A 21,777-nucleotide genomic window follows, 5' to 3' on the forward strand; every position below is an offset into this window, starting at 1 on the left:
CATTCGAGGCGAGCCATGCCGCTGACGCTCGTCACCATCGCGCCCAGCCACTACTGCGAAAAGGCGCGATGGGCCCTCGACCGCGCGGGCATGCGCTACGAAGAGCGGCGCCACATTCCGCTCCTTCACTACGTCGTCACGCTGCCCGTCGCCCGCCAACGGACCGTGCCGATTCTCGTCACGCCCCACGGCTCGATCAAAGACTCGACCGAGATCCTCGAGTTCGTCGATCGCGCGCTCGACGAACCGCGCCGCCTATTTCCGCACGAGCCGCAGCTCCGCCGCGAGGTCGTCGACCTCGAAGGCGCCTTCGACCGGCGACTCGGCCCGGCGACGCGACGGTTCGCGTATTTTTATCTCACACAGGACCCCGACGTCTTTGTGAAGACGGTGACGGCGGGCATGGGTCCGCTTCCGCGCGGCGTCGCGGGGGCGCTCGCGACGCCGCTGATCGTCGCCATGCGGCGCGGGCTCAAGCTCACCAAAGAAGGCGCCGAGCGGTCGCGCGCGCGCATTCACGAGGCCTTCGAGATGGTGGAAGCGCGGCTCGCCGACGGGCGACGCTACCTCACCGGTGAGCGCTTCACGGCCGCCGACTTGACGTTCGCCGCGCTTGGAGCCCCTGTCGTGCTCCCGCCGGAGTACGGCTCATGGCTGCCCGCGCTCGGGTCCCTCCCGACTTTCGCAGACGATCTCGAAGCGTTTCGAGGACGCCCCGCAGGGCAGTTCATCTTGCGACTCTTCCGCGAGGACCGGGGCCGGCGTTCAACCAAAGACGCGCAACAAAGATCCGTGAACGGGCTCGTCTAGCGCTCGCCGGGCTGCACGCCTCGCGACGGCGAAGGCCTTCCGGCCCTCGCCCAGGGCGAAGGGCCCCGAGCGCGGGAGGTCTTCGATCACCAGCGACACCATGTCGTCGCGACTCGGGACACGTGTCGCGTCACCGTCGCGGCGGCGCCACGGACTGCGAGACGCGATGTGGTGGAAGAGGACGCGCTCACCCTCGCGCTCTGGCATCCCGAGGATGCCGGGCCGATCGGCAACGCCGCCGTCGACGTACACGCGCGCGCCGATACGGACCGGGTGAAAGAGAAGCGGCACCGCGCAGGACGCGTGAACGGCGGCAGGGAGGTTTCCCGCAGTCATCACGCGGGTGCGCCGCGAGAGGGCGTCGAACACGCTGATCGCCACCGGCACTCGGCACTCTTCGAACCGCTGCGCGGGCAAGAGCGCCTCAAGCCGCGCGCGGAAGAGCGCGCCGCGAAGCAAGCCGAGGCCTGGCCTCGGGTCCCAAAAATCCTCGCGATGGAGGGCCATCAGTGTCTGCTCGAGGGTGGTAGCGGCGACGCCCGCAGCCCAGCTCGCTGTCACGAGCGCGCCGGCGCTCGAACCGCTGACGCGTGACGGCAATAGACCTTCGTCCTCGAGGACCGAAAGCACGCCGGTGTGCGCGAAGAACGCGAAGAAGCCCGACGACATGGCGAGACCGAAGGGTCCTTCCTTGAGCCAATCCCGAAGCGTCGGCGCGACCATGCGTCAACCCACCGGTGGCGCCGAAGGAGGGCCGTTGGGGGGCGCTGCGAGGCGCAGCGCAGCGATGTCATGCAGCGCCGCCGCGAGGACAGCGGCGACGAGCGCCTCTCCCTTTTCACGCGTCGCGAGGGTCGCGTCGCCGTATACCCCCGTGGGCGAATAGAGGGCTTCCGCGTTCCCATCGCGCGTCAGTCGAAAGGACCTCCGCTCGTGAATGTCCCTTACCGCCTTGCCCATGTCCACGCGGTGAGGAGAGAGCGCGAGCATCATGGAGGTTTCGCCCTCGTCCGCGTGGGTGCCCGCCTCCTGCGCGAGGAGCGAACGCTCCACGGGTTCGAGCGCGGCTCGAAGGTCTGTGAACGCCATCAGCAACCCGCGGGCGCGCAGCGCCGCGGCCGCCGCCTCGAGGGGGCGCATCGTGGAGACGCCGGTGTTGAGGACGTAGAACCGCCGCGGGCCAAAGGCGGCGAGGCTCGCGCAGACGTCGACGACGAGATCGCGCGCGGTCGTTTCGCGGAGCGTCGTCGAGCCCGGGTATTCCACGAACGCCGGGTAGTGGTGGTAGGTCAGCGTCGGAGCGGCGATCAGCGGGAGCGGCTCTCGCGAGAGGAGGCGGTCGCGAAGCGCCTCCGCGAGGCGCGCGTCGTTGTCGAGGCGCAGGTGCGGGCCGTGCTCCTTGGCCGCGGCGCCGAGCGGCAACAGAACGACGGCGTCGGCCGTGAGGTGCCGCTCGGCTTCGAGCCACGTGAGATCCGAGAGCAGCACGCTAGTGCACCGCCGCCCGGATGAGCGCAAGCTCCGCCTTACGCGGTGCACGAGCGAATTCGCGGGGGTGAATTCGCCGGTTGGGCGAAGCCCAAGGGATTCGGCTAGTGCACCGGCGCCTCGAGCAGCGAGGCGACCGCAAGCGGACGTTGATGGAACATCGACGGCGGTGCACTAGAACTCGAGCGTCCCTAAGAGCTCGAAGAGCGCAAAGAGCGAAGGCGCGTCGGCATGCTCGAAGACAACGCCGCAGCGCACGCCCGAGGGGCGGCCGGCCTGGGTCCACGCGACGCGCCCGCGCACGTGCAAGGGATCCCACAGCGTGGGAGCCATCATCTCGACGACGAGCCGGTCGCCGCGCTCGACGAGCTCCGAAAATTCGAGGGCGGCGCCGCCGAGTCCAAGGTCGATGACCTTGCCCTCTACCCGCCACCCGGCGAGCGGGTGGGAGATGCTGGCCACGAGCCCCGCCTTCCGGCGGTCGTGGGCGCGAAAGGGTCTTTGGTCGAGATCAGGCATGAACCCGCGTGAAAAGAGAGGTCACTCTCCCCAAGTTAGCGCTCCTTGGGAGATCCCGGCTACGATTGAGAAGCTCGACTACCGCGAAGGGGCTCGTCACGAGGGCCCGTCATGGTCTCGTCGCGCCAGGTGAAGACCGATGAGCCAGGATACTCGCAAAGACCCGCGCGCGAAGATCGTCAGCCTCAATGTCAGGTACAAGAGCGCGACCGTCGACGAGTTCATCGAGAACCACTCGCACGACGTGAGCCGAGGCGGCCTCTTCATCAAGACAGCGACGCCGTTCGCCCAGGGCACGCTCTTGAAGTTCGAGATTCGCCTCGCGAGCGACCAGGCCGTGATTGCGGGTGTTGGCCGCGTCGTGTGGAAGCGTGAGCCGGGACAGGCCGCCGCCGACAGGCCGGCGGGCATGGGCGTCAAGTTCATCAAGATCGACGACCGCTCCCGCGGCATCATCGATCGCTTGGCAAGCAACAAGGCCAATGCAGGCTTCGCCTACTCGTCGGGCTCCGGTGTCGACGACGAAGTCACCACGGTCCGTCCCTCGGTCGCGCCGCGTACCGAGCTACCGTCCCTCAAGCCCACGGTCTCCGGGATGCCCGCCGTGTCGGAGCCGCCGACGTCGCTGGCGCCGACCGGCGGCGCGGTGCAGCGCTCATCGGTCTCCGACGCAGTCGCAACGCCCGTCGTCCCGAGCGGTGGCGGCTTCTTCCCGTCGACGAACAGCGAAGAGGACATGCCCCCGCCACAAGAGCGCACGATGATGCGACAGGCAGCCGAGCTCCTCGAAGAGGCGCTGAAGGCTTCCGGCGGCTCGATGGACGAGGTGGCAGAGGTCGCTCACAACCCGCTGTTCAAGGGCGTGGCCGACGCGCCCCCGAAGGAAGAGAACCGGCGCGAAGAGGCGACCATCGGAGGCTTTCCTGCGTCCGTGACGCCCACGCCGGCGGTCGTTACACCCGCGCAAGCCGCGGCCGACGCCTCGAACGAGTTGGCGGCGCCACGCCGCTCAACGCCGCCTCCACCGGACCGCGGCTCAGCACCACCGCCGCGCGCCTCCGAACAGCCACGGCCGTCGCTCGCGGGCCGTCCCGTTCGCGCGACCGACATGTTGGCCGACAGCGCGCCGAAAAAGGGTGGCGGTGGAATGTTCGCCGCCGCCGTCGCGGTCCTCGCGCTCGGTGGCGGCCTCGTCTACGCGTACCAAGCGGGGATGTTGTCGGAAGGCGAGAAGCGAACCGGCACGCCTGCCCCCTCGGCGCCGGCGCTTGTTCCGAGCACCGCGGCGACGGTCGTGCAGGCTTCACCGGCGCCGTCGTCGACCACAACCACAACGCCGTCGGCCGTTGCGTCCACAAGCGCGAAGCCGGCAGAAACGGCCGCTGCGCCTACCGTGTCCGCGAGCGCGCCGGCGCCCGCCATTTCGGCCCCGGTGGCCGTCGCCATCGGCAAGCCAGAGACCAAGCCCGTCGAAGCGAAGCCCGAGCGACCGCGAAAGCCGGAGCCGAAGCCCGTCGAAGCGGCCGAGGTGAAGCCGGTGGAAGCCAAGCCGGCGGAAAAGCCGGCGGAGCCGAAGCCCGCTGAGGCGAAGCCAGTAGAGGCCAAGCCCGTCGAAGCGAAGCCCGCGGAACCCAAGCCGGCGGAACCGAAGCCAGCAGAGGCCAAACCCGTTGAGGCCAAGCCGGCCGAGCCTGCACCGAAAAAGAAGCCGAAGAAGGAAGACTCCGACAACCCGTATTGAGCGCGCCCGTTCGCTACGGACAGCTTTCGGCGGGCGCGATGCAGGTCACGCGGCCACCCTTCCGGCAGCAGACCTGGCTACGACGGCACTCCGAGCAGTCCTTGCGGCACTCGTTGCCGGAAGAACCCTTCTGCGGACACTCGCCCCGGCACGCGTAGTCGCCGCAACACTCGGTGCCATTCGGCGGCTGGTTGGGGCACCCGAGAGCGCCACCCTCGACCTCGGCGGTCGCACTGGCATCGAGCGCGCTCGGAGGGCCGCCCTCGGACGTGCTTGGTGTGCCGCCGTCGGGTGACGGGGCGAAAGAGCCATCGGCGCTCTCGAAGACGACGTTCGGTACCGTTCCGCATCCGATGCAGATTGCAACAAACCAAGCCCCGGCAGCCCGCATCAGAAAGGTCCTCCGAACGTCAGAGCGAAGCCGTTCGCCTGAGGAACAAGCCTAGCAGCCGCAGGCGGCACGTTCGAACGGGGCATGGTCGAGCGATACAAGAGCACACCGCCGACTCCCGCCGACACCGCGCCGAGTAGGCCACAGGCGATCCCCACGGGAACCATCGCCTTGGCGCGATCTTGCGCGCTCACGACCTCGCCTCTGCGAGCCTCGGGGCAGCGATTACCGGGGCACGCGTCTTCGACGGTGGCGATGGCATTTTGCCGCACAATCACGGTGACGCCGGACGCCACCAAGAGCCCCGCGCCCGCGCCAATCAGGGCCCAGCCGAGGGCCGGCGACGGCGCGGGTTCGACCGGTGGCGGCGGTGCCGCGAGGGCTACGTCGAGCGGGACCGACAATGAAACGCCAGCCCCTTCCGAGAGCGTCACGTCGGTCGCGTAGGGCGGGACGCCCGTGGCTCGGCCAGCCACCTTGTGCGCTCCCGGGTCGAGCGGTAGCGGACGCCCGAGGTCGGTCGGTGCGACCGGCTTCTCGTCGACGAGAACCACGGCGTCGCTAGGCGCCTTGGGCGAGAGCGTGAGGGTGAGCGTCGGCATGCGCCGCGCGATGGCCTCGGCCTTGTCGCGAGAAGCGGTGACGAGCTCCTTCTGCGAAGGGTCCGCGGAAGCCGCGTCGGCAGCGCTCGCGTACACCTTCTGCGCCTCTCGGAGTTGCCCGAGCGCCTCAAGGCACGCTCCCACACGAAAGCGCACGGCCGCCGTGTCGCGAACAGCTTGCACCTTGCGAAACTTGCCGAGGGCGACCTCGAACTGGCCCGACTCTTCGTCCTTGACCGCTTCCGTGAAGAGCTTCCGCGCGGCGGTCACGTCGACGTCGGACTGCGCTCGGGCGCTGGACGCTAAGAACGCTAGCGCCAAGCACGTTGCCCAAAGCACTCGTCGCGCCACCATGGCCAGGTACCTTACCACCGCATGCTCAGCGCACTCGACAGCATTGTGGTGCGTGGAGAGCCACTCCTCGCGTAGCATCGGCCGATGAACGAGCGTGGCGGAGCGGACAAGACCGTCGCCGTAGAGACTCGAGCGCGGACCGGCATGACCGTGCCCCGTCTCGTCGCGGCGTCGGGACCGATGGCTGGTCGGGCCTTCGCCATGGCATCGTCTCTGGCAACCGTCGGTCGCCACTCGACCAACGACTTCGTCATCGACGATCCGAAGGTCAGCGGAGTGCACCTCGAGCTTCGGCGTGTCGCCGATCGCATCCACGTGCGCGATGCCGGCAGCACCAACGGTACCTGGCTGGGGCGGCAGCGCCTCATCGAGGCGGAGCTGCAATCAGGGGCTGAGCTCACCATCGGAGAGACGACGCTACGCCTCGACGTGGACGACGCCGTCGTGCCGTCACCGATGTCCGATGGCGAGACGTTCGGCGAGCTCATTGGCCGAAGTCCGGCGATGCGAGAGCTCTTCGCCACGCTCGAACGAATCGCAAAAAAGGACATCGGCGTCTTGGTGCAAGGCGAGACGGGCACCGGCAAGGAGGAGGTCGCGCGCGCACTCCACAGCCGCAGCAACCGCAGCGAAAAGCCGTTCGTGGTGATCGACGCGACATCGCTTCCCGAGGCCCTGGCCGAATCGCTCCTCTTCGGCCAAGAGAAGGGCGCCCCGGGCGGCGCCGGCGAAGCGCACATTGGCTATTTCGAGGCCGCCAACGGCGGGACCGTCTTCCTCGATGAGATCGGTGAACTGAGCTCGTCGCTGCAGGCGAGGTTCCTCCGCATCCTTGAGCGGCAAGAGGTGATGCGCGTCGGTGGCGCCACGCCTATCAAGCTAGACGTCCGCGTCATCGCGGCGACGCACCGCGACTTGAGGCACGAGCTGGAGGCGGGCCGGTTCCGGGAAGATCTCTACTTCCGGCTGGCACCGGTGCGCTTGCTCCTGCCGGCGCTCCGCGATCGCCTCGAAGACATCCCGATCCTTTGCCAGAAGCTCCTGGCGCGCGTCGCGAAGGAGCGCGGCGCCGCACAAGGCACGCTCATCGAGCAAGCGGCGTTGGACTTCCTCGCCGCGCAACCTTGGCCCGGCAACGTCCGCGAGCTCATGAACGTCTTGGCGCGGGCCGCGGCCTTGGCGTCGGATGACCTGATTCGCCGCTCCGACGTGGCCGGAGAAGGGTTCGGCTTCCGCGGGACGCCCGAAGAACGCAACCCGCTCGACGTGTCGGGCACCTTTGGCACGGCCAAGGAGCGCGCCGTCGGACGTTTCGAGGCGGCGTACCTCTCGGCGCTCATGAAGCGATGCAAGGGCAACCTGTCGCTGGCGTCGCGCGAAGCCGACTTGGCGCGGCATCACCTGCGTGACCTCTTGAAAAAGCGGGGCCTCTACGGCCTTAGCTGGGACGAGCCCGAATAGTCGAACGTGCGCACCGGCGACCCGCGCTGCACCTGGCCGCCCGCTCATCTCGCGGTGACTTGGCTCCTCGGCTAGGCTTACGGGCGCATGGCCGCCGTCCCGACCACCCCGCCCCGGCAGTTCAAGCCGGGCGATCGCCTCGCAGGGAAGTACTCCCTGACGCGGCGCATCGCCGTGGGCGGCATGGGTGAGATCTGGGTCGCGCGCAACGAGATGACCGCCGCGGAGGTCGCTGTGAAGGTCCTCCGCGCTGACATCGAGCGAAAGGCTGACGTCGAAGGACGCTTCCGCCACGAGGCCCAAGTCGGGGCCACCTTGTCTCATCGCAACGTCGTCAAGGTCTTCGATCTCGCCGCCGAGCCCGACGGAACGCTGGTCCTGGTGATGGAGCTGCTCCGCGGCGAGACGCTTCGGCGCGCGCTCAAGGTCCGCACCTCGCCGATGTCCGCGACGGAGGCGACAGCCATCATCGCGCCGGTCCTGTCGGCACTCCAACACGCCCACGACGTCGGCATCGTTCACCGCGACTTGAAGCCCGCCAACATCCTCTTGGCCGTCGACCCCGACGGACACGTCACGCCAAAGCTCCTCGATTTCGGCATCGCCAAGGTCGCCAACTCGAGCGTCAAGACGCTCTTCGGGCGTGTCCTTGGCACGCCGCGCTACATGTCTCCGGAGCAGATTCGCGGCGAGCAGAAGCTCGACGGCCGCAGCGACGTGTTCAGCGTCGGTGTGCTCCTCATCGAGCTGATGACCGGTTCGTCTCCGTTTCGCGCGGTCTCCCCGTCGGCGTCTTTGGCCGCCGTGCTTGAGCAGGAGATCGATCCCGATCAGCGGGTCGACCCGCAAGTGTGGCTCGTCCTCAAGCGTGCCATCGCAAAACGCGCCTACGAGAGGTTCGCCAGCGCATCGGAGTTTGCCACGGCGCTCAAGCGAGCCGTTGGAGCCACGGACGCCGAGCTTCAAGAGGCGCTGCAGCGGGCGGCACCGGCGAGGGCAAGCTTCTCCGATCTGGCTTCGGTCTTCGGTCCCGACACGGGAGACTCAGACAACGATGATGCTGACGCGGAAGAGGTGGACCTCAACGTTGCAACGACCGCGGGGCCGGACGACGGGGTAGAGCCCGGCATCGGCGTTACCCAGCCGTCGCGAACACGCCTCCGTTGGATCGCCGCCGTGGTGCTCGGCGCGGCGGCGCTTCTCCTCACGGCGGCCTTCCTGCTCCAGAGGACGCGCCCGCTATCGCAACCGGTGGCCACGGGCGGCCAAACGACCGTCCCCTCAACAGCCCCTTCGCCGGTGGAAGGCGCCGCAGCCGACGCTCCCTCGTCCAACAGCTCCGGCAGCGCCGCGACCTCTGAAGGGAGCGCACCGAAAGAGCCGCCCGCCAAGTCGAGCGCCAGCGTGAGCACGGCGAAGCCTTCCAAAGGGCCGCCGAAAAAGAAGCCGGTGGCGCGCACCCCGGATTTTTGACGCGTTCATGACCACCCAAAACGCACCTTCACCGGCTCCGCGCGGTCCGTCCGTGCGCTCGCCGCGTCATGACAACACCTCAGCGTTCCGCATCGTGGCGCGAGGACGGCGCGCCAGCCCCCACGAGGACGTCTACCACTTCCTCTTGGTGCGCCCGTGGTGGGTCTTCCTTTCGCTGGGGGCAGCGCTGTACCTCGGCCTCTGCCTGGTCTTCGCGCTCCTCTACCTCATGGTCCCGGGCTCCATCACGGGCACGCGCCCCGACTCCTTCGAGGACGCCTTCTACTTCAGCGTCCAGACCATGAGCACCATCGGCTACGGCGGGCTCGCGCCGGCCAATCGATGGGCCCACGCGCTCGTGACGTTGCAAGCGCTCTCAAACATCGTGCTCGTCGCGCTCTTCACGGGCCTTACCTACGCGAAGTTCGCCCGGCCCACGGCCCGCGTCCTCTTCACCGACAAGGCCGTCATCGCGACACGCGACGGCGTGCCGCATCTCATGATCCGCATGGCGAATTGGCGGCACAATCAGGTCGTCGAGGCGCAACTGCGAATGTACGTCATCGTCGTGGAGCGGACCCGTGAGGGCGAGGTCATGCGGCGTCCTGTGGAGCTCCGGCTGGTCCGCGATCGAACGCCGATCTTCATGCTGACCTTTACTGCGATGCATCCGCTCGACGAGTCGAGCCCGCTGGCAACGGAGGAGCAGCGCCAGCGGCTCGCCAACGACGGCGTCGACATCGTCGTGGCCTTCACCGGCCTCGACGAGACGCTCGGGCAGCAGATCCACACGCGGCACGTCTACTCGATGAAAGACATCGTGCACAACGCACGCTTCGCGGACGTCCTCACGATGCACCCCGACGGCACGCGAGAGATCGACTACTCCCATTTCCACGAGGTCGTGCCGCTCGACGCCCCTGTCGACGCGACATAACCACGCCGAGCCGCGCGCTGCGTTGGTGGAGGTTGCTGCGGCGGTCCCGGCGTCAATCGCGCCATTTCTCCTTGCCGGCGCGTTCCCGCGCAACGAAGGCGAGCTCCTCGGCGAGCGATTGCGTCGGCTTCTTCTTCGACGCCTTCGGGTCGAGACAGGCGAGCTCCCACGCTTCGCCGAGCAGGCCCCACTGCCGCACGTAGGGCACGCCGTCGTCAGTCTCGTCGAGGGGAAACGTGATGCAGGTCGCCGGCTTGTAGCGATTCTTGTCACCCTCGGCGGCGCCAACCTTGTGGAGCACGCAACCGTCGTTCCAGAACACGCAATACCGGTCGACGATCGCCAGCATCGGGCGGCCTTCTTTCACGCGCGCCGTGCGGTAGCCGCGCTGCTCGACCACCCGCCGTGCGGTGGGTCGGAGGAGCGGCAAGAACTTCTTCATCGACTTGCCAATGCGGGCGTCCTCGCCAGGACTTACCGGTGGGCGACTCTCCTTGCAGCAGGCGCCGCCGCAGCTTGGGTACACGCACTCGAAGCGCGCTGTGTCGAGGTTTAGAACGGGGAGACGCTTGGGCGATTGGGCGGCTGGGGAGGATGCCATCGGCCCCAGTCTGCCAACGAAGGTTGACGCTGAAAAGCACGGTTCATCGGAGGGAGGGCTTCGGCTAGCATCGCTCCCCCATGCCCGCTCCGTCGATGGATTCGGTTGTCAGCCTCTGCAAGCGCCGCGGTTTCATTTTCCCAGGGTCCGCCGTCTACGGCGGCCTCGCCAACTCGTGGGACTACGGTCCCCTCGGCGTCGAGCTGAAGAACAACGTCAAGCGCGCCTGGTGGCGCTCCGTGGTCTACGACCGCGACGACATGGACGGTTTGGATAGCGCGATCATCACGAACCGCCTCGTGTGGAAGTATTCGGGCCACGAAGCCACGTTCTCCGATCCGCTCTTCGACTGCCGCGCCTGCCGCGCGCGCTCGCGCGCCGACCAGGTCTACGAAGCGCAGCGCGGCCAGCCGCCGAAAAACCTCGACGAGGTGAACGCCGCCATCCGCGAGAAGAAGCTCCAATGCCCCAAGTGCGGAGCCAAAGACCTCACCGATGCCCGCCCCTTCAACCTGATGTTCCGAACGACCATCGGCGCGGCAGCCGAAGGTGACGAAGGCCTCGCCTACCTCAGGCCCGAGACGGCGCAAGGCATCTTCATGAACTTCCACCACGTCGTGGGCACGATGCGCCGGAAGCTCCCCTTCGGCATCGCGCAGGTCGGCAAGGCGTTCCGCAACGAGATCACGCCGGGCAACTTCACGTTCCGTACGCGTGAGTTTGAGCAAATGGAGATCGAGTATTTCGTTCGCCCCGGCGAAGACGAGCGGCTCCATGACGAGTGGATCAAAGCGCGCATGGACTGGTACCGGGACCTGGGCATGAGGCCCGAGAACCTCCGCATGCGCGAGCAGGCGAAAGACGAGCTGGCCCACTACGCGAAGCGTTGCGTCGACCTCGAGTACAAGTTCCCCATCGGCTGGAGCGAGCTCGAGGGCATCGCGAACCGCACCGACTTCGACCTCGGGCAACACTCAAAGGGACCGAACAACCCCGACTCGATCGAACACCTCGTCTACCACGACCAGGAGAAGAACGAGCGCTTCACGCCCTACGTCATCGAGCCCTCGGCCGGTGCTGACCGCGCGACCTTGGCGTTCCTCTGTGACGCCTACGACGAGTCGCTCGTCAAAGATCCGCCGGCGGCCGACGTCGACAAGTTGAAGCAGCTCCTCGAGAGCTTCGCCAAGAGCGTCGGCAAGCGCGAGGAGCTTACGGAGGCCACCAAGACGCGCATCCGTGAGAACACCGAAGCCGTCATCGCGGGACTCCCGGGCTCTTTGCCGCGCGTGTCGTCGCTCATCGACGACGACGCGGTGCAGGGGCTCGAGATGACCAAGAAGGTCCGCGGCGTATCGGACAAGATGGGCGACGATTTCACGCGCACCGTCCTCGCGCTCCATCCGCGACTCGCCCCCATCAAGGTGGCGGTGTTCCCGCTCAAGAAGAACGAGCCGCGCATCGTGGACATGGCCAAGGGCATTAAGAAAGCGCTGCAGAACGCGGGCCTTCGGACCGTCTACGACGACGGCGCCGGCATCGGAAAGCTTTACCGGCGCCAGGACGAGATCGGCACGCCCTTCTGCATCACGGTCGACTTCACGAGCCTCGACGATGGAACGGTGACGCTGCGCAGCCGCGACACGATGGCCCAGGATCGCGTCGCCGGTGCCGACCTTGCGGCGGCCCTCAGTGCGAAGATCGGACCGACGTAGGATCCGTTGCGCGGAGGGGCCGAACGACCGCCTTGCTAGGAGAACGCCTTCATGAGCTCTGCCATCACGAACATGATCTTCGGCGCGCTGGCCATCGCTGGCGCCCTGAGCGGCCGCTTCCGCCTGCCCTTCACGCACGGGCCCACGCCGCTCATGATCGTCGGCGGCGGGGTCTTCGCCCTGGGCATCTACCAGCTGATTCGCCACAAGCGCGGCTGAGGAAGGCCCCATCGCGGGGGATCCAGCGGGACCCGGGGTCCCGTTGCGGCGCGCGACTTTTTTCAGGCATTTGTGCCATCTGGCTGGGCTCGGGCGTCGGCACGCGCCGTGCGGAGCGGAAGGCATGGTGCATCGGACACTCGCGCTCCTTCTCTGTGGCCTCATCGGCGCAACAACGGCCTGCAGCGGGGCGGAGCCGGTTGCCGATGAGAGCGACCGATCGGACGACGCGCTCAGCGCCACTGGCGCAACCTGTGCGGACGCCGACGGGGCCGTCTTCTTTCATGGGCTCCAGGGGCTCGGGCGCGAGCTCGCCGGCGAGGGATTGTGCGTCCCGCGCCTGGACGTGTTCTCGATCGACAACCCATTCGTCGACGCGCCCTCCGCAACCGTCGTCGGCGGGTACAGCGCGGGACGCCTCCCCCTCTTGGGTCGTCTGGCGAGTGGACGAGGCCGCGAGGCCACGGCCGTCATGCTCGACCCGTCCTACTCCGACGGCCGTCGTTTCAACGGCAGGACCGGCCCGAGCATCGTCGCCGACTGGCTCGCCGGCGACCGCGCACGGCGCTTCGTCTTCGTCTATTCACGGCAGAGCACCGGCTGGGTCGAATACCTGTCGCTGAAGGAAGGGCCTGTCGCGTCGCAGGTGCGGGTCTGCCCGATGAACGGAGCCCACGGCGACCTGCCGCGCCTCGTCACCCGAAGGCTCTTTACCGACGTCGACGCCTGGCTCGCGGAGCGCTGCCGGTAGGCCACGCCGGCAGCGTAGCCCGCGTTTGCTGGGCGGGGCGTGTCCCAGCTACGCTCGCCGAAACCCCACTCGGGAGGCCGATGAGACACGTTGCGTTTTCGGGCATCTCAGCGCCTCTTCTCGTGCTCGTCGCTTGCTCCGGTGGCGGCGCCGGCGGAGTCGGCTCCGGTTCAGGCCCAAGCTCCAGCGACGCCTTTGCGACAGACTACTGCGACGCGATCCAGCCGTGCTGCGCGCAGGGCGGCTTCCGTACCGACGGCGTGAGCTGCCGCGCGCTCATCCCCGCGGTGACGGGCCAAACCAGCTACGACGCGCAGAAGGGCGGCGCCTGCCTGAGCGAGGTGCGTGCTGCCGTGTCCGGCGCAGGCGGCTGCGCCAGCGCCTCCTCGGCCCCGAGCTGCAAGACCGTGTTTGGCACCACCGGTAGCCGAGGCACGAAAGCCCCCGGCGAGGCGTGCACGGACGGCAGCGATTGCGCGGCGAACCCCGAGGGGGAGGTCACGTGCACGACGCTCTTCGCGAGCGGTGCGCAGGAGAGCTATTGCCAGCTTCGCATCGTCGGGAAGTTGGGCGACACGCCGTGCGTCGGGACGAAGAGCGGAAACGTCACCAGCTATTCGACGGGCAAGGAGAGGGTCGCGCGCGGCTTCGTGTGCGACACGGCGACGGGGACTCAGTGCGACGCGACGACGAAGACGTGCGCGGCGCCCGCGAAGATCGGCGACGCCTGCACGTCGGATCAAGGATGCGAGCGCGCGGCCCGCTGCGATTTCACGTCTCGCAAGTGCGTGGACCGCATTCCCGTCGGCGGCGACTGCACCGGCCAGTCTTCTGGCTGCGTCGTCGACGCGGGCTGCGACAACGCCACGAAGAAGTGCGTGGCGAGGTTGCCTGACGGCGCTGACTGCACGACGGGCAGCGAGTGCGCGACCAGCCTGTGCGTCAACAAGAAGTGCGGCACGACCGGCTCGTCGAGCTTTTCGCTGCTGTGCGGCAGGCCGTAATCCCGCTCCCGGGGGCGCAAGGCCCGCATCAGGGTCTTGCGTTTCACAGCCATTTTCGTATGTCTCTCCTGTCCTGGGTACACAGCCCGCTTCATCGCGGTATCCATTCCGACGTCGTCTAATGGCAGGACAGAGGATTTTGATTCCTCTTACGAAGGTTCGAATCCTTCCGTCGGAACCACGCCTCCCGCCCCCCACGCCTCGCCCACCGGGGCTGAGGCGCAGCGGCTGCGCTCGCTCGAACGCCGCGCCGTCTGCCGCGCTAGCATGCGCCGGTGGACGACGCCGCGCGCGAACATGACAAGCAGCAAAAACGCGCCGGGGCCGCACGCCGTGACGTGGTCCAGTGGAGCGACCCCGCAAAGGTCCTCTTGGTGTCGGGGCTCACGCTCCCGTTTGCGTGCGCGTGGGTGATGCGCCTCTTGGTTCTCCGAGCCGACAGCCAAATCTCGAGCTACGTGAGCCGGGACTATTTGCCTCGCGTCTTGACGTTTACTGTCGCTCAAGCGGGCGCGCACCTCGTGCTGATTCTGGCGGCGCTCGCACTCCTCCGCCGGCGGCACGTCGCTTGGCTGGTCAACGCCGAGATTCAGACGTGGTTCATCTGCCTAACGTTCTCGCTCTACACGCTGGGACCGCTCACGAGCCCCATGAACGTCATGCTGCTCGTGCTCCCCGTCGTCGGTTACCTCCTCTTCGACGCTCGCTCCATGAATCGGGGGCTCGTGACGGGAGCCGTCGGTACGGCGTTCGCCATCGGGCTCCCAGCGGTCGGCGTGGCGCCCTACGCGCCGTTCCTCGAGCGCGCACCTTTTGCCGGCGGCCGCATCGAACCCGCGTGGGTCGTGTCGCAAGGCGTCCCTTCGCTGTTCGCGACAGCCGTGGGCGTGGCGCTGTTCACGTCGCTCTTGCGCCGCCTCCGCGCTCGGCAACGGGAGCTGGAGGAGCTCAGCAGCACCGATCTTCTTACCGGCCTCGCGAACCGTCGCGTGCTCTTTGAACGACTCGAGGAAGAGATCGCGCGCGCGCGCCGGCACGAACACGCGTTGTGCTTGCTCATGCTCGACGTGGATCACTTCAAGGCCATCAATGACAGACACGGTCACCTGATGGGCGACGTCGTGCTGCGCCGCGTCGCCGCACGGCTTCGCGATGCGCTGCGGCTCGGCGACGTGGCCGCCCGCTATGGCGGTGAGGAGTTCGCCATCGTGCTCCCCGAGACGAGGCTCGTCGGCTCGGGCGTCGTCGCTGCGCGACTTCTGGCCGTGGCGCGACAGGTCGAGCTACCCGATGGAGCCTACGTGACGGTCAGCATCGGGGTCGCTGAATGGGCCGCCGGTGAAGACACCGAAGGCTTGCTCGCGCGCGCCGACGCGGCGCTCTATGCGGCGAAACGCGAAGGGCGAGACCGGACATCGATCGCGCCAGAGTACCGGCACGCCGCCGACACCGTGGCGCGTAGAAAAGGAGACGCGATCGTCACGTCGTGACCCTCGGGGTCGCGCGCGGGGAGCGCCTCAACGGAATCGCCGCCCATCGCCCGATGGCGATATGCTGGCCACACACTGGAGGGGACATGGACGATCCGGTTCTTCGTGGGCGCGTCATTGCCATCGCCATCGGCATCGTGATCGCGGGCGCGCTCTGGCTGGTCATTTCGCGAAGCTCGGCCGACGTCGCCGATCCCACAAGCGACGCGCACAAGAAGATCATGGAGCGCGGCTGCGAAGCGGCGGGGCACGAACGCGGGACGCCTCGCTTCGCGACATGCGTCGAGCGGGCGACGGCTCAGTGCGGAGGGGGCGGCGGCGTTGCCCGGAACCTCGCCACGTGCGCGCGGGGCGTCGCCGAGAGCGAGTTCTGAACTCGCTCGTCGCGAACGACTCGATGCCGCGTGCTCGAGTCGTGGGCTGCGGGCCCGTTCGCGACGGAACCACTCGCAACGGCTCGCGCCGAGCAAAACTCCGTGCGAGACCTATCGCGGCGTCGACGACGCGCTCATCACTGACCGGCGGTCGAAAGAGTCGGCGCCGGCGCCTCGACGCCCTCGTCGGTGGTGCCACCCTCGACGTGCACGATCTCGATCTCGTCTTCCGGAGAGCCGGGCGGACGGAGAGCCTTCTCACGCTTGCGGTCGGCCTTCTTCACTTCCTTGTCGCGCTGCTTTTCTTTGCGCTGGCGCTCTTTCTGGCGCTTCAGATGACTCATGTTGGACATAGAAGGGATTCCTCACGACGATCCGCAACTTCAGGGTCGAAGTCGGCATTTCGTCCATTCGCCAACGCGCGCGACGCGCCGCGGGACCGCGAAGCATCGATGCAGGGCACGTTGAACGGGTTTGACGGGCGGGGCCTATGTGCGGTTCTCGAACGGCCTTTGCCGACGTCGAATTCTGGCGGCTTGCCTCTTCGCATCCCCTCTCGCGTGCAGCTGCAGCGGGCGAGGATGCGTCGATTCGCTTTCGACGAGAACGCAGTGGTCACCGTAGCGACTTTTGGGCCCAAAGCAATGTTGGCACCAACAATCGTGCCGCGCCGCCTTGCGTGAGTCTCCCCGTGCCCGTAGTGTGCGCCTCGCTCACGAACACGTTTCACGCAAGGCAACTCGCTCTCTCGCAACTGGGATCGCGCTTGGCTCGGCGAGCTCGTCAACGTGAGGACGCGGAGATGGCTCCGCGAACCTCCGGCTCATCGGACGGTAGGACCTTCCGACCTTCCAAGCCAAAGCGGCGCTCGATGCGCCAGAACACGAGAGAGAATCATCATGGGAAACCGCCTTTACGTTGGAAACCTGTCCTTTGACGCGTCCTCGGACGCCGTCCGCGCTCACTTCGCTGAAATCGGCGAAGTCACCGACGTGCAGGTCGTCATGGATCGCGAGACCGGCCGGTCGCGCGGCTTCGCGTTCGTCACCATGGGCGAGAGCGGCACGGCGCAGCGCGCCATCAGCGAGCTCAACGGCACGCTCCTCGCGGGTCGCCCGCTCCGCGTGAACGAAGCGGAAGAGCGCCCGCGCGGTGGTGGCGGCGGCGGTGGCGGCGGTGGTGACCGCAACTCGCGCGGCGGCCATCGCGGATGGTGAAGAAAGACGCGGAGGGCGGTGCGCGCGCGGTGCGCATCGTGCTGCAGTTCCGCGACAAGGAGACGCTCGCCTGCGATCTCGATTGCGCTGGGCATCGCTTGGCGATCCGGGTCGCAACGGAGAACGTAGAAGCGAGCGCGGACCGCTATCGCATCGATGCTCGCATGAGCAACACCGCTGACGCGTTCGTCGCGTCAGCGGCGGCGGGTACGAAGCTCGAAGCCCTCCGCGAAGTCGCGAAGACGTGGACCGAACGCGCACCGATCCTTGGCCTTGCGCCCATCGATTGGAGCGGTGTCGAGCGCGCGCTCACGGCCGTCCGCGCCGTCTGAGTCCCAGGGCCAAGGCCGCTTCAGGCAGACCGACGACTCGGCGCGCTACGCGACCGCGTCGGGAGTCGGCCCGCGGTCGAGGACCTCGCGCACCTTCGCCGTGAGAGCTTCGAGGGAACACGGCTTTGCGAGCAGTGGCCTTGTGTTCGCGGCGATTTGGGCCGCGCGCCCCGACATGTAGAGCACCTTGGCATCTGGACGCGCCTCCTTTAGCCCGCGCCCCAGCTCCGTTCCTGACATCCCGGGCATGCTGACGTCGGTGACGACGAGGTGGAGCTGTCCCTCATGTTGCGCCGCGAGCTCGAGCGCCGCTTCCCCGCTCTCCGCCGTGAGCACGACGTATCCCGCCGACTTCAGCACCCGCGCGAACGCGCGACGGAGCGCCGCCTCGTCATCGACGACCATGATGGTCTCAGCGGCGCCCTCTCGAGACGGCGGCCGTCCCTCGGGCGTCGCTCGGTCGGCGGGGACGGCCGTGCTCGCGCCTTTGGCGGCCGCTGGCAGGCAGACCTCGAAGGTTGTTCCTTGCCCCAGCGTGCTCCGCACGGAGATCTCGCCGCCAGCCTCTTGGACGATGCCATAGACGACCGCGAGGCCTAGCCCGGTGCCCCCCTCGTCCTTCGTCGTAAAGAGCGGCTCGAAGACTCGCGCCGCCGTTTCCGGCGTCATGCCGGTGCCATCGTCCGCGACCGTCAACACCAAGCACTCACCGCCGGAGTCTTCGCCATCGGCGGAATGAGGCGCGCGGTTGGCCGTTGCGAGCGCGACGGTCCCACCGCTGGGCATGGCGTCGCGAGCGTTGCATACGAGATTCGTAACGAGGCGCTCGAGCTCGTCGGCTGCGATGTTTGCGAAGGCGCGTTCGGCTCCGAGCGCGAACACCAGCTTGACGCGCTCGCCGAGGAGGGCGCGCAACGCTGTCGCCAGATCACCGACGACGCGGTTGACGTCGCAACACGTGCCGCGGTGCGGCTGCTGGCGCCTGCTGAAAGCGAGGAGGCGGCGCGTCACACAGGCAGCCCGCTCCGCCGCGGCCTTCACCTCAGCGAGATCCGCGTACGACGCTGACGAAGGCCCCACCGCATCGAGCGCCAAGGATGCGTGCGTCAGGATGATCGCCAGAGCGTTGTTGAAGTCGTGGGCGAGGCCGCTGGCGAGGCGCCCCATGGCGTCCATCGTCTGGGCCAGGCGGAGCTTCTCTTCGGCGCGGCGCCGGGCCGTGATGTCCACGATGATGACACCGCAGGAGTCGGCGCTCGTGCCCGACAGAACCATCTGCACGATGCTCGCGTCAGCCCCCGCCCCCTCGAGAGACAGCTCGCATTCGGCTTCGACGCGGGTCAAAAGCGCGCGCGCCAGCGCGGCGGCGAAGGCTGGGCGATCGCCGGCTGCAATGAACGCGGCGAGGCGTCGGTCGACGACCTCGGCGCGGCGCGCGCCGAGCATGCGAGCGCCCGTCAGGTTGACCTTCTGCACATCGCCCTCGGCATTGAGCGTGGCGTAGCCAACCGGCGCTGCGTCGTAGAGCTGCGTGTAGCGTTCGAGTGCTTCGTCGAGCTCGCCTTGAGCTTGAAGCAGCTCCTCCGTCTGCATCTCGAGCTCGAGCTGGTGGACTTCGAGTTCGTTGAGCGCCGCCACAGCCTCCTCAAGACTCGGCGCTTTGGCGCCTCCCGAGGCATGTTTTCGCTCGCGCAGTCGAAGCTCCGCACGTCGCCTTCGCTCGGCCGGCGTCACACCTTCGCGCTTCTTCATCGCTCCCCCTTTGGCTGCTTTTTTGGCCGCACGGAGGTTGGCGGCGGCGTACGCGGCGGTCCCGTGAACGTGATGACCAGACCCTCGATGCGGTGATCACTCGTGCGGTAGGGCATGATGCGAACGGCCAGCTCACGGCCGTCACGCCGGACGACGGTGCGTTCCTTGAACGCGAGGGTGCGGAGCACCTCATGCGCGTCGTCGAAGAGCGACGGATAGGCGAGCGTCGACGCGAGATCCGCGAGGGGCCGCCCGACGTCCCCGGGGATGAGCTTGATGAGGGTGGCCGCTTGCGCCGTGAAGCGCCGAACGCGGAGCTCGCGGTCCAAGAAGAGCACCGCGATCTCCGTGCTCTCGAGGAGGTTCTCCATGTCGTTGCTCGCGCGCGACAGCTCCACGAGCTTCGTCTCGAGCTCATGGTTGAGCGTCTGGAGCTCCTCGTTCATTGACTGAGATTCCTCTTTCGAGGTGGTGAGCTCTTCGTTCGCCGACTGCAGCTCCTCGTTGGCGGCCCACAGCTCACGATTGGTCGCCTCGAGCTCCTCCTGCGAGGCGCGCATCGCTTCGCGAGTCAGGCGTACGTCCTCGCGCGCCTCGGCGAGCGCTTGCGTCACCTGCGAGAGCTTCGGGGCCCCGCGGCGATTCTTCACTGGAGCCGCGCGCGAGCGCGTTGGCCGCGCACCTTCGACAAAAATGACGAGCAGCGCGTTCGCGAGGGCGCCGGCCTCGCGCATCGGTTCGACGGTCACGTCGAGCCAGCGGGTCGCGCCGTCGCTCACGACACGGAGGCCTTTGGACGTGACGGCCCTCTTCCCCTGGACCGCGCCCTGAAAAGCGACCGCTAGCGCGTGCCGCAGACCCTCGCGGGCCATCGCGAGCACGTTCCAATTGGCCTTGCCGGCGGGAAGCTCGAGGTAAGCTCCCGTTCGACCGCTCACGTAGAGCACGTCGCCCGATTGGCTCGTCAGGATGGCCGCCGGGGCATACCGCCCGAGCAGGAAGCGTTCCACTCGCGACCGAATATCGACATGACGGGGAAGGAGCGCCGGCCTTGGCGCGCTCGCCTCATGAGCCGGTGTCACGAGGCGGGGCGCCCCGCCGGCTGGCGGCGCAACCTCGGGGGCGCGCCGGTAGATGCGCCTCTGTCCCCGCGTGGCCGGCGAGAAGAGATGCGTGAAGGTGCCCGTCGTCTCCGCCGCACCGAGCACAAGGATCCCCCCGGGAGCGAGCGCGTAGTGAAAGAGGGGGATGAGTCGCTCCTGAAGCACCGCGTCCAAGTAGATGAGCAGGTTGCGACAACTGAGCAGCTGCAGCTTGGTGAGCGGCGGGTCCTGCAGGAGGTCGTGGGTGGCAAACACGACGCTGTCGCGAATCTCCTTCGCGATTCGATAGCCTTGGTCGGTCGCCACGAAGAACTTCCGAAGGCGCGCTGGCCCGACGTCCTTCGCGACATCCTTTGGGTAGACGCCCTGCCGCGCGCGGTCGATGGCGTGGGCGTCGAGGTCCGTGGCGAAGAGCTGGAGCTTGAGGTGCTTTTGCGGCCGCAGGGTGGCCGCGGCCTCGTGCAGCACGATGGCCAACGAGTACGCTTCCTCGCCCGTGGAGCACGCGGGGACCCAGGCGCGCACGGTGGAGCCCTCGGGGCACGCGGCGAGGAGCTCCGGCAGCGTCTCCCTCTCTAGCTCCGCCCACACGGCAGGATCGCGAAAGAAGCTCGTCACCCCGACCATCAGCTCCGCCAACAGAAGCTCAGCTTCCTTCGGATTCGCTCGGAGGAAGCTCGCGTAGTCCGAGACGCTCGCGAGGCCGTGCACCATGCGCCGGCGGTCGATGCGACGCTCAACGGTGCCTCGCTTGTAGTGCGAGAAGTCGCGACCGGTGACTTCGCGAACCACGCCGACGATCGCGCGAAGGTCCGGTGCCGTCGCGTCGTCCTGCGTCGCGACGACCGGCGAGACTTCGGTCAACGTGCCGCGCGCCGCGCTGTGCGAAGCGATCCGCTCGGGGAGCTCCTCGACGGGAGCAGCGATGGCGCCGAGGCCTGCTTCGAGCGCACTCCTGGGCATCGCGTCGAACTTGGCCGACGCGGGACTCTCGACGAAGAGGGCCCCGCCGCGTTTGGCCATAGCCGCCATCCCCTTGGTCCCGTCGGCGCCCATGCCCGAAAGCAAGACACCAACGCATCGCTCGCCCAACTCGTCGGCGAGCGAGACGAAGAAGTAGTCGATGGGGAGACGTAGCCCGCGACGCACCGTTGGGGCCGAGAGCTGAAGCGTGCCCTGCGTGAAGGCCATGTTCTTGTTCGGTGGGATCACGTAGACGCGGTTGGGCTTCACGCGAACGCCAGACTCGACTTCGACGACCGGCAACGGCGTCGCGCGCTGCAGGAGCTCGGCGAGGAGCCCTGGGTGCGTCGGGGCCATGTGCTGAACGACGACGAAGGCCTGTCCGCTGCTTGGCGAAACGTGGCTCATGAAGCGCTGCAAGCTCTCGAGGCCACCCGCTGACGCACCGATCCCCACGACAGGAAACGCCAGGGGCCGGCC

General features: G+C 67.8%; 21 protein-coding genes and 1 tRNA gene. 14 read left to right on the top strand and 8 right to left on the bottom strand.

The genetic code is table 11. The features are described from left to right. Positions 1 to 15: 15 nt before the first annotated feature. Positions 16 to 810 (top strand): glutathione S-transferase family protein, encoded by a 795-nt coding sequence (locus IPG50_10725; GenBank protein MBK6692666.1) that lies wholly within the window; start codon positions 16 to 18, stop codon positions 808 to 810. Here the strand turns inward: IPG50_10725 and IPG50_10730 are convergent. The 3 genes from IPG50_10730 to IPG50_10740 form a co-directional block, all read right to left on the bottom strand. Then, positions 766 to 1,533 carry a patatin-like phospholipase family protein gene (locus IPG50_10730; GenBank protein ID MBK6692667.1) on the bottom strand — a complete coding sequence of 256 codons (768 nt, stop codon included), beginning with the start codon at positions 1,531 to 1,533 and terminating at the stop codon, positions 766 to 768. The genes IPG50_10725 and IPG50_10730 overlap by 45 nt on opposite strands. Positions 1,534 to 1,536: 3 nt before the next feature. After that, complete coding sequence (locus IPG50_10735; protein MBK6692668.1) at positions 1,537 to 2,298, bottom strand: creatininase family protein; 762 nt, start codon at positions 2,296 to 2,298, stop codon at positions 1,537 to 1,539. A gap of 174 nt (positions 2,299 to 2,472) precedes the next feature. Further along, positions 2,473 to 2,760: a PilZ domain-containing protein gene (locus IPG50_10740; GenBank protein MBK6692669.1), complete on the bottom strand. Its 288-nt coding sequence runs from the start codon at positions 2,758 to 2,760 to the stop codon at positions 2,473 to 2,475. Positions 2,761 to 2,956: 196 nt separating this feature from the next. On the opposite strand from IPG50_10740, the gene IPG50_10745 reads away from it, so the two are divergent. Further along, positions 2,957 to 4,558: a TIGR02266 family protein gene (locus IPG50_10745; GenBank protein MBK6692670.1), complete on the top strand. Its 1,602-nt coding sequence runs from the start codon at positions 2,957 to 2,959 to the stop codon at positions 4,556 to 4,558. Positions 4,559 to 4,948: 390 nt separating this feature from the next. Here IPG50_10745 and IPG50_10750 read toward each other — a convergent pair whose 3' ends face one another. Further along, positions 4,949 to 5,905, bottom strand: coding sequence for a hypothetical protein (locus IPG50_10750; protein MBK6692671.1), 957 nt, complete (start codon positions 5,903 to 5,905; stop codon positions 4,949 to 4,951). An 84-nt stretch (positions 5,906 to 5,989) separates the two neighbouring features. On the opposite strand from IPG50_10750, the gene IPG50_10755 reads away from it, so the two are divergent. The 3 genes from IPG50_10755 (at position 5,990) to IPG50_10765 (ending at position 9,776) form a co-directional block, all read left to right on the top strand. Then, positions 5,990 to 7,366, top strand: coding sequence for a sigma 54-dependent Fis family transcriptional regulator (locus tag IPG50_10755; GenBank protein ID MBK6692672.1), 1,377 nt, complete (start codon positions 5,990 to 5,992; stop codon positions 7,364 to 7,366). Positions 7,367 to 7,453: 87 nt separating this feature from the next. Further along, a complete protein-coding gene (locus IPG50_10760; protein ID MBK6692673.1) occupies positions 7,454 to 8,839 on the top strand; it encodes a protein kinase in 1,386 nt (461 codons plus the stop codon). 7 nt (positions 8,840 to 8,846) lie between these two features. Beyond that, positions 8,847 to 9,776, top strand: coding sequence for an ATP-sensitive inward rectifier potassium channel 10 (locus tag IPG50_10765; GenBank protein ID MBK6692674.1), 930 nt, complete (start codon positions 8,847 to 8,849; stop codon positions 9,774 to 9,776). A 52-nt stretch (positions 9,777 to 9,828) separates the two neighbouring features. On the opposite strand, the gene IPG50_10770 is transcribed toward IPG50_10765, so the two are convergent. Then, complete coding sequence (locus IPG50_10770; GenBank protein ID MBK6692675.1) at positions 9,829 to 10,377, bottom strand: DUF3109 family protein; 549 nt, start codon at positions 10,375 to 10,377, stop codon at positions 9,829 to 9,831. 80 nt (positions 10,378 to 10,457) lie between these two features. On the opposite strand from IPG50_10770, the gene IPG50_10775 reads away from it, so the two are divergent. The 7 genes from IPG50_10775 to IPG50_10805 all read left to right on the top strand — a co-directional run bounded on the left by IPG50_10775 (position 10,458) and on the right by IPG50_10805 (position 15,930). After that, complete coding sequence (locus tag IPG50_10775; GenBank protein ID MBK6692676.1) at positions 10,458 to 12,092, top strand: glycine--tRNA ligase; 1,635 nt, start codon at positions 10,458 to 10,460, stop codon at positions 12,090 to 12,092. 51 nt (positions 12,093 to 12,143) lie between these two features. Beyond that, positions 12,144 to 12,311 (top strand): hypothetical protein, encoded by a 168-nt coding sequence (locus IPG50_10780; protein ID MBK6692677.1) that lies wholly within the window; start codon positions 12,144 to 12,146, stop codon positions 12,309 to 12,311. A gap of 124 nt (positions 12,312 to 12,435) precedes the next feature. Beyond that, positions 12,436 to 13,062, top strand: coding sequence for a hypothetical protein (locus IPG50_10785; protein ID MBK6692678.1), 627 nt, complete (start codon positions 12,436 to 12,438; stop codon positions 13,060 to 13,062). Positions 13,063 to 13,142: 80 nt separating this feature from the next. Then, the gene (locus IPG50_10790) at positions 13,143 to 14,066 is read left to right on the top strand and encodes a hypothetical protein (protein MBK6692679.1); all 924 of its coding nucleotides are present in this window, start codon (positions 13,143 to 13,145) and stop codon (positions 14,064 to 14,066) included. Positions 14,067 to 14,173: 107 nt separating this feature from the next. Next, positions 14,174 to 14,247: transfer RNA gene (locus IPG50_10795), tRNA-Gln, on the top strand. 94 nt (positions 14,248 to 14,341) lie between these two features. Continuing rightward, positions 14,342 to 15,556, top strand: a complete 1,215-nt coding sequence (locus IPG50_10800) for a GGDEF domain-containing protein (protein ID MBK6692680.1) — start codon at positions 14,342 to 14,344, stop codon at positions 15,554 to 15,556. An 86-nt stretch (positions 15,557 to 15,642) separates the two neighbouring features. After that, positions 15,643 to 15,930: a hypothetical protein gene (locus IPG50_10805; GenBank protein ID MBK6692681.1), complete on the top strand. Its 288-nt coding sequence runs from the start codon at positions 15,643 to 15,645 to the stop codon at positions 15,928 to 15,930. A gap of 137 nt (positions 15,931 to 16,067) precedes the next feature. On the opposite strand, the gene IPG50_10810 is transcribed toward IPG50_10805, so the two are convergent. Beyond that, the gene (locus tag IPG50_10810) at positions 16,068 to 16,274 is read right to left on the bottom strand and encodes a hypothetical protein (protein ID MBK6692682.1); all 207 of its coding nucleotides are present in this window, start codon (positions 16,272 to 16,274) and stop codon (positions 16,068 to 16,070) included. 555 nt (positions 16,275 to 16,829) lie between these two features. Here IPG50_10810 and IPG50_10815 point away from each other — a divergent pair. Continuing rightward, positions 16,830 to 17,147, top strand: coding sequence for an RNA-binding protein (locus tag IPG50_10815; GenBank protein MBK6692683.1), 318 nt, complete (start codon positions 16,830 to 16,832; stop codon positions 17,145 to 17,147). Beyond that, a complete protein-coding gene (locus tag IPG50_10820; protein MBK6692684.1) occupies positions 17,141 to 17,479 on the top strand; it encodes a hypothetical protein in 339 nt (112 codons plus the stop codon). The genes IPG50_10815 and IPG50_10820 overlap by 7 nt, the downstream gene beginning before the upstream one ends. A gap of 45 nt (positions 17,480 to 17,524) precedes the next feature. Here IPG50_10820 and IPG50_10825 read toward each other — a convergent pair whose 3' ends face one another. Both IPG50_10825 and IPG50_10830 read right to left on the bottom strand, forming a co-directional pair. Next, a complete protein-coding gene (locus IPG50_10825) occupies positions 17,525 to 19,231 on the bottom strand; it encodes a response regulator (GenBank protein ID MBK6692685.1) in 1,707 nt (568 codons plus the stop codon). Next, on the bottom strand, positions 19,228 to 21,753 hold the full coding sequence (locus tag IPG50_10830) for a PAS domain-containing protein (GenBank protein ID MBK6692686.1): 2,526 nt from the start codon (positions 21,751 to 21,753) through the stop codon (positions 19,228 to 19,230). The genes IPG50_10825 and IPG50_10830 overlap by 4 nt, the downstream gene beginning before the upstream one ends. Between the last annotated feature and the right edge of the window lie 24 nt (positions 21,754 to 21,777).

It is taken from the genome of Myxococcales bacterium (genome assembly GCA_016703425.1).
GTDB lineage: Bacteria > Myxococcota_A > Polyangia > Polyangiales > Polyangiaceae > JADJCA01.

What these genes read in the sequence shown, in the direction of transcription:
- IPG50_10725 (MBK6692666.1), top strand. Translation starts at nt 16, where the DNA reads ATGCCGCTGACGCTCGTCACCATCGCGCCCAGCCACTACTGCGAAAAG.
- IPG50_10730 (MBK6692667.1), bottom strand. Translation starts at nt 1,533, where the DNA reads ATGGTCGCGCCGACGCTTCGGGATTGGCTCAAGGAAGGACCCTTCGGT.
- IPG50_10745 (MBK6692670.1), top strand. Translation starts at nt 2,957, where the DNA reads ATGAGCCAGGATACTCGCAAAGACCCGCGCGCGAAGATCGTCAGCCTC.
- IPG50_10750 (MBK6692671.1), bottom strand. Translation starts at nt 5,905, where the DNA reads ATGGTGGCGCGACGAGTGCTTTGGGCAACGTGCTTGGCGCTAGCGTTC.
- IPG50_10755 (MBK6692672.1), top strand. Translation starts at nt 5,990, where the DNA reads ATGAACGAGCGTGGCGGAGCGGACAAGACCGTCGCCGTAGAGACTCGA.
- IPG50_10760 (MBK6692673.1), top strand. Translation starts at nt 7,454, where the DNA reads ATGGCCGCCGTCCCGACCACCCCGCCCCGGCAGTTCAAGCCGGGCGAT.
- IPG50_10765 (MBK6692674.1), top strand. Translation starts at nt 8,847, where the DNA reads ATGACCACCCAAAACGCACCTTCACCGGCTCCGCGCGGTCCGTCCGTG.
- IPG50_10770 (MBK6692675.1), bottom strand. Translation starts at nt 10,377, where the DNA reads ATGGCATCCTCCCCAGCCGCCCAATCGCCCAAGCGTCTCCCCGTTCTA.
- IPG50_10775 (MBK6692676.1), top strand. Translation starts at nt 10,458, where the DNA reads ATGCCCGCTCCGTCGATGGATTCGGTTGTCAGCCTCTGCAAGCGCCGC.
- IPG50_10780 (MBK6692677.1), top strand. Translation starts at nt 12,144, where the DNA reads ATGAGCTCTGCCATCACGAACATGATCTTCGGCGCGCTGGCCATCGCT.
- IPG50_10785 (MBK6692678.1), top strand. Translation starts at nt 12,436, where the DNA reads ATGGTGCATCGGACACTCGCGCTCCTTCTCTGTGGCCTCATCGGCGCA.
- IPG50_10790 (MBK6692679.1), top strand. Translation starts at nt 13,143, where the DNA reads ATGAGACACGTTGCGTTTTCGGGCATCTCAGCGCCTCTTCTCGTGCTC.
- IPG50_10805 (MBK6692681.1), top strand. Translation starts at nt 15,643, where the DNA reads ATGGACGATCCGGTTCTTCGTGGGCGCGTCATTGCCATCGCCATCGGC.
- IPG50_10810 (MBK6692682.1), bottom strand. Translation starts at nt 16,274, where the DNA reads ATGAGTCATCTGAAGCGCCAGAAAGAGCGCCAGCGCAAAGAAAAGCAG.
- IPG50_10815 (MBK6692683.1), top strand. Translation starts at nt 16,830, where the DNA reads ATGGGAAACCGCCTTTACGTTGGAAACCTGTCCTTTGACGCGTCCTCG.
- IPG50_10820 (MBK6692684.1), top strand. Translation starts at nt 17,141, where the DNA reads ATGGTGAAGAAAGACGCGGAGGGCGGTGCGCGCGCGGTGCGCATCGTG.
- IPG50_10825 (MBK6692685.1), bottom strand. Translation starts at nt 19,231, where the DNA reads ATGAAGAAGCGCGAAGGTGTGACGCCGGCCGAGCGAAGGCGACGTGCG.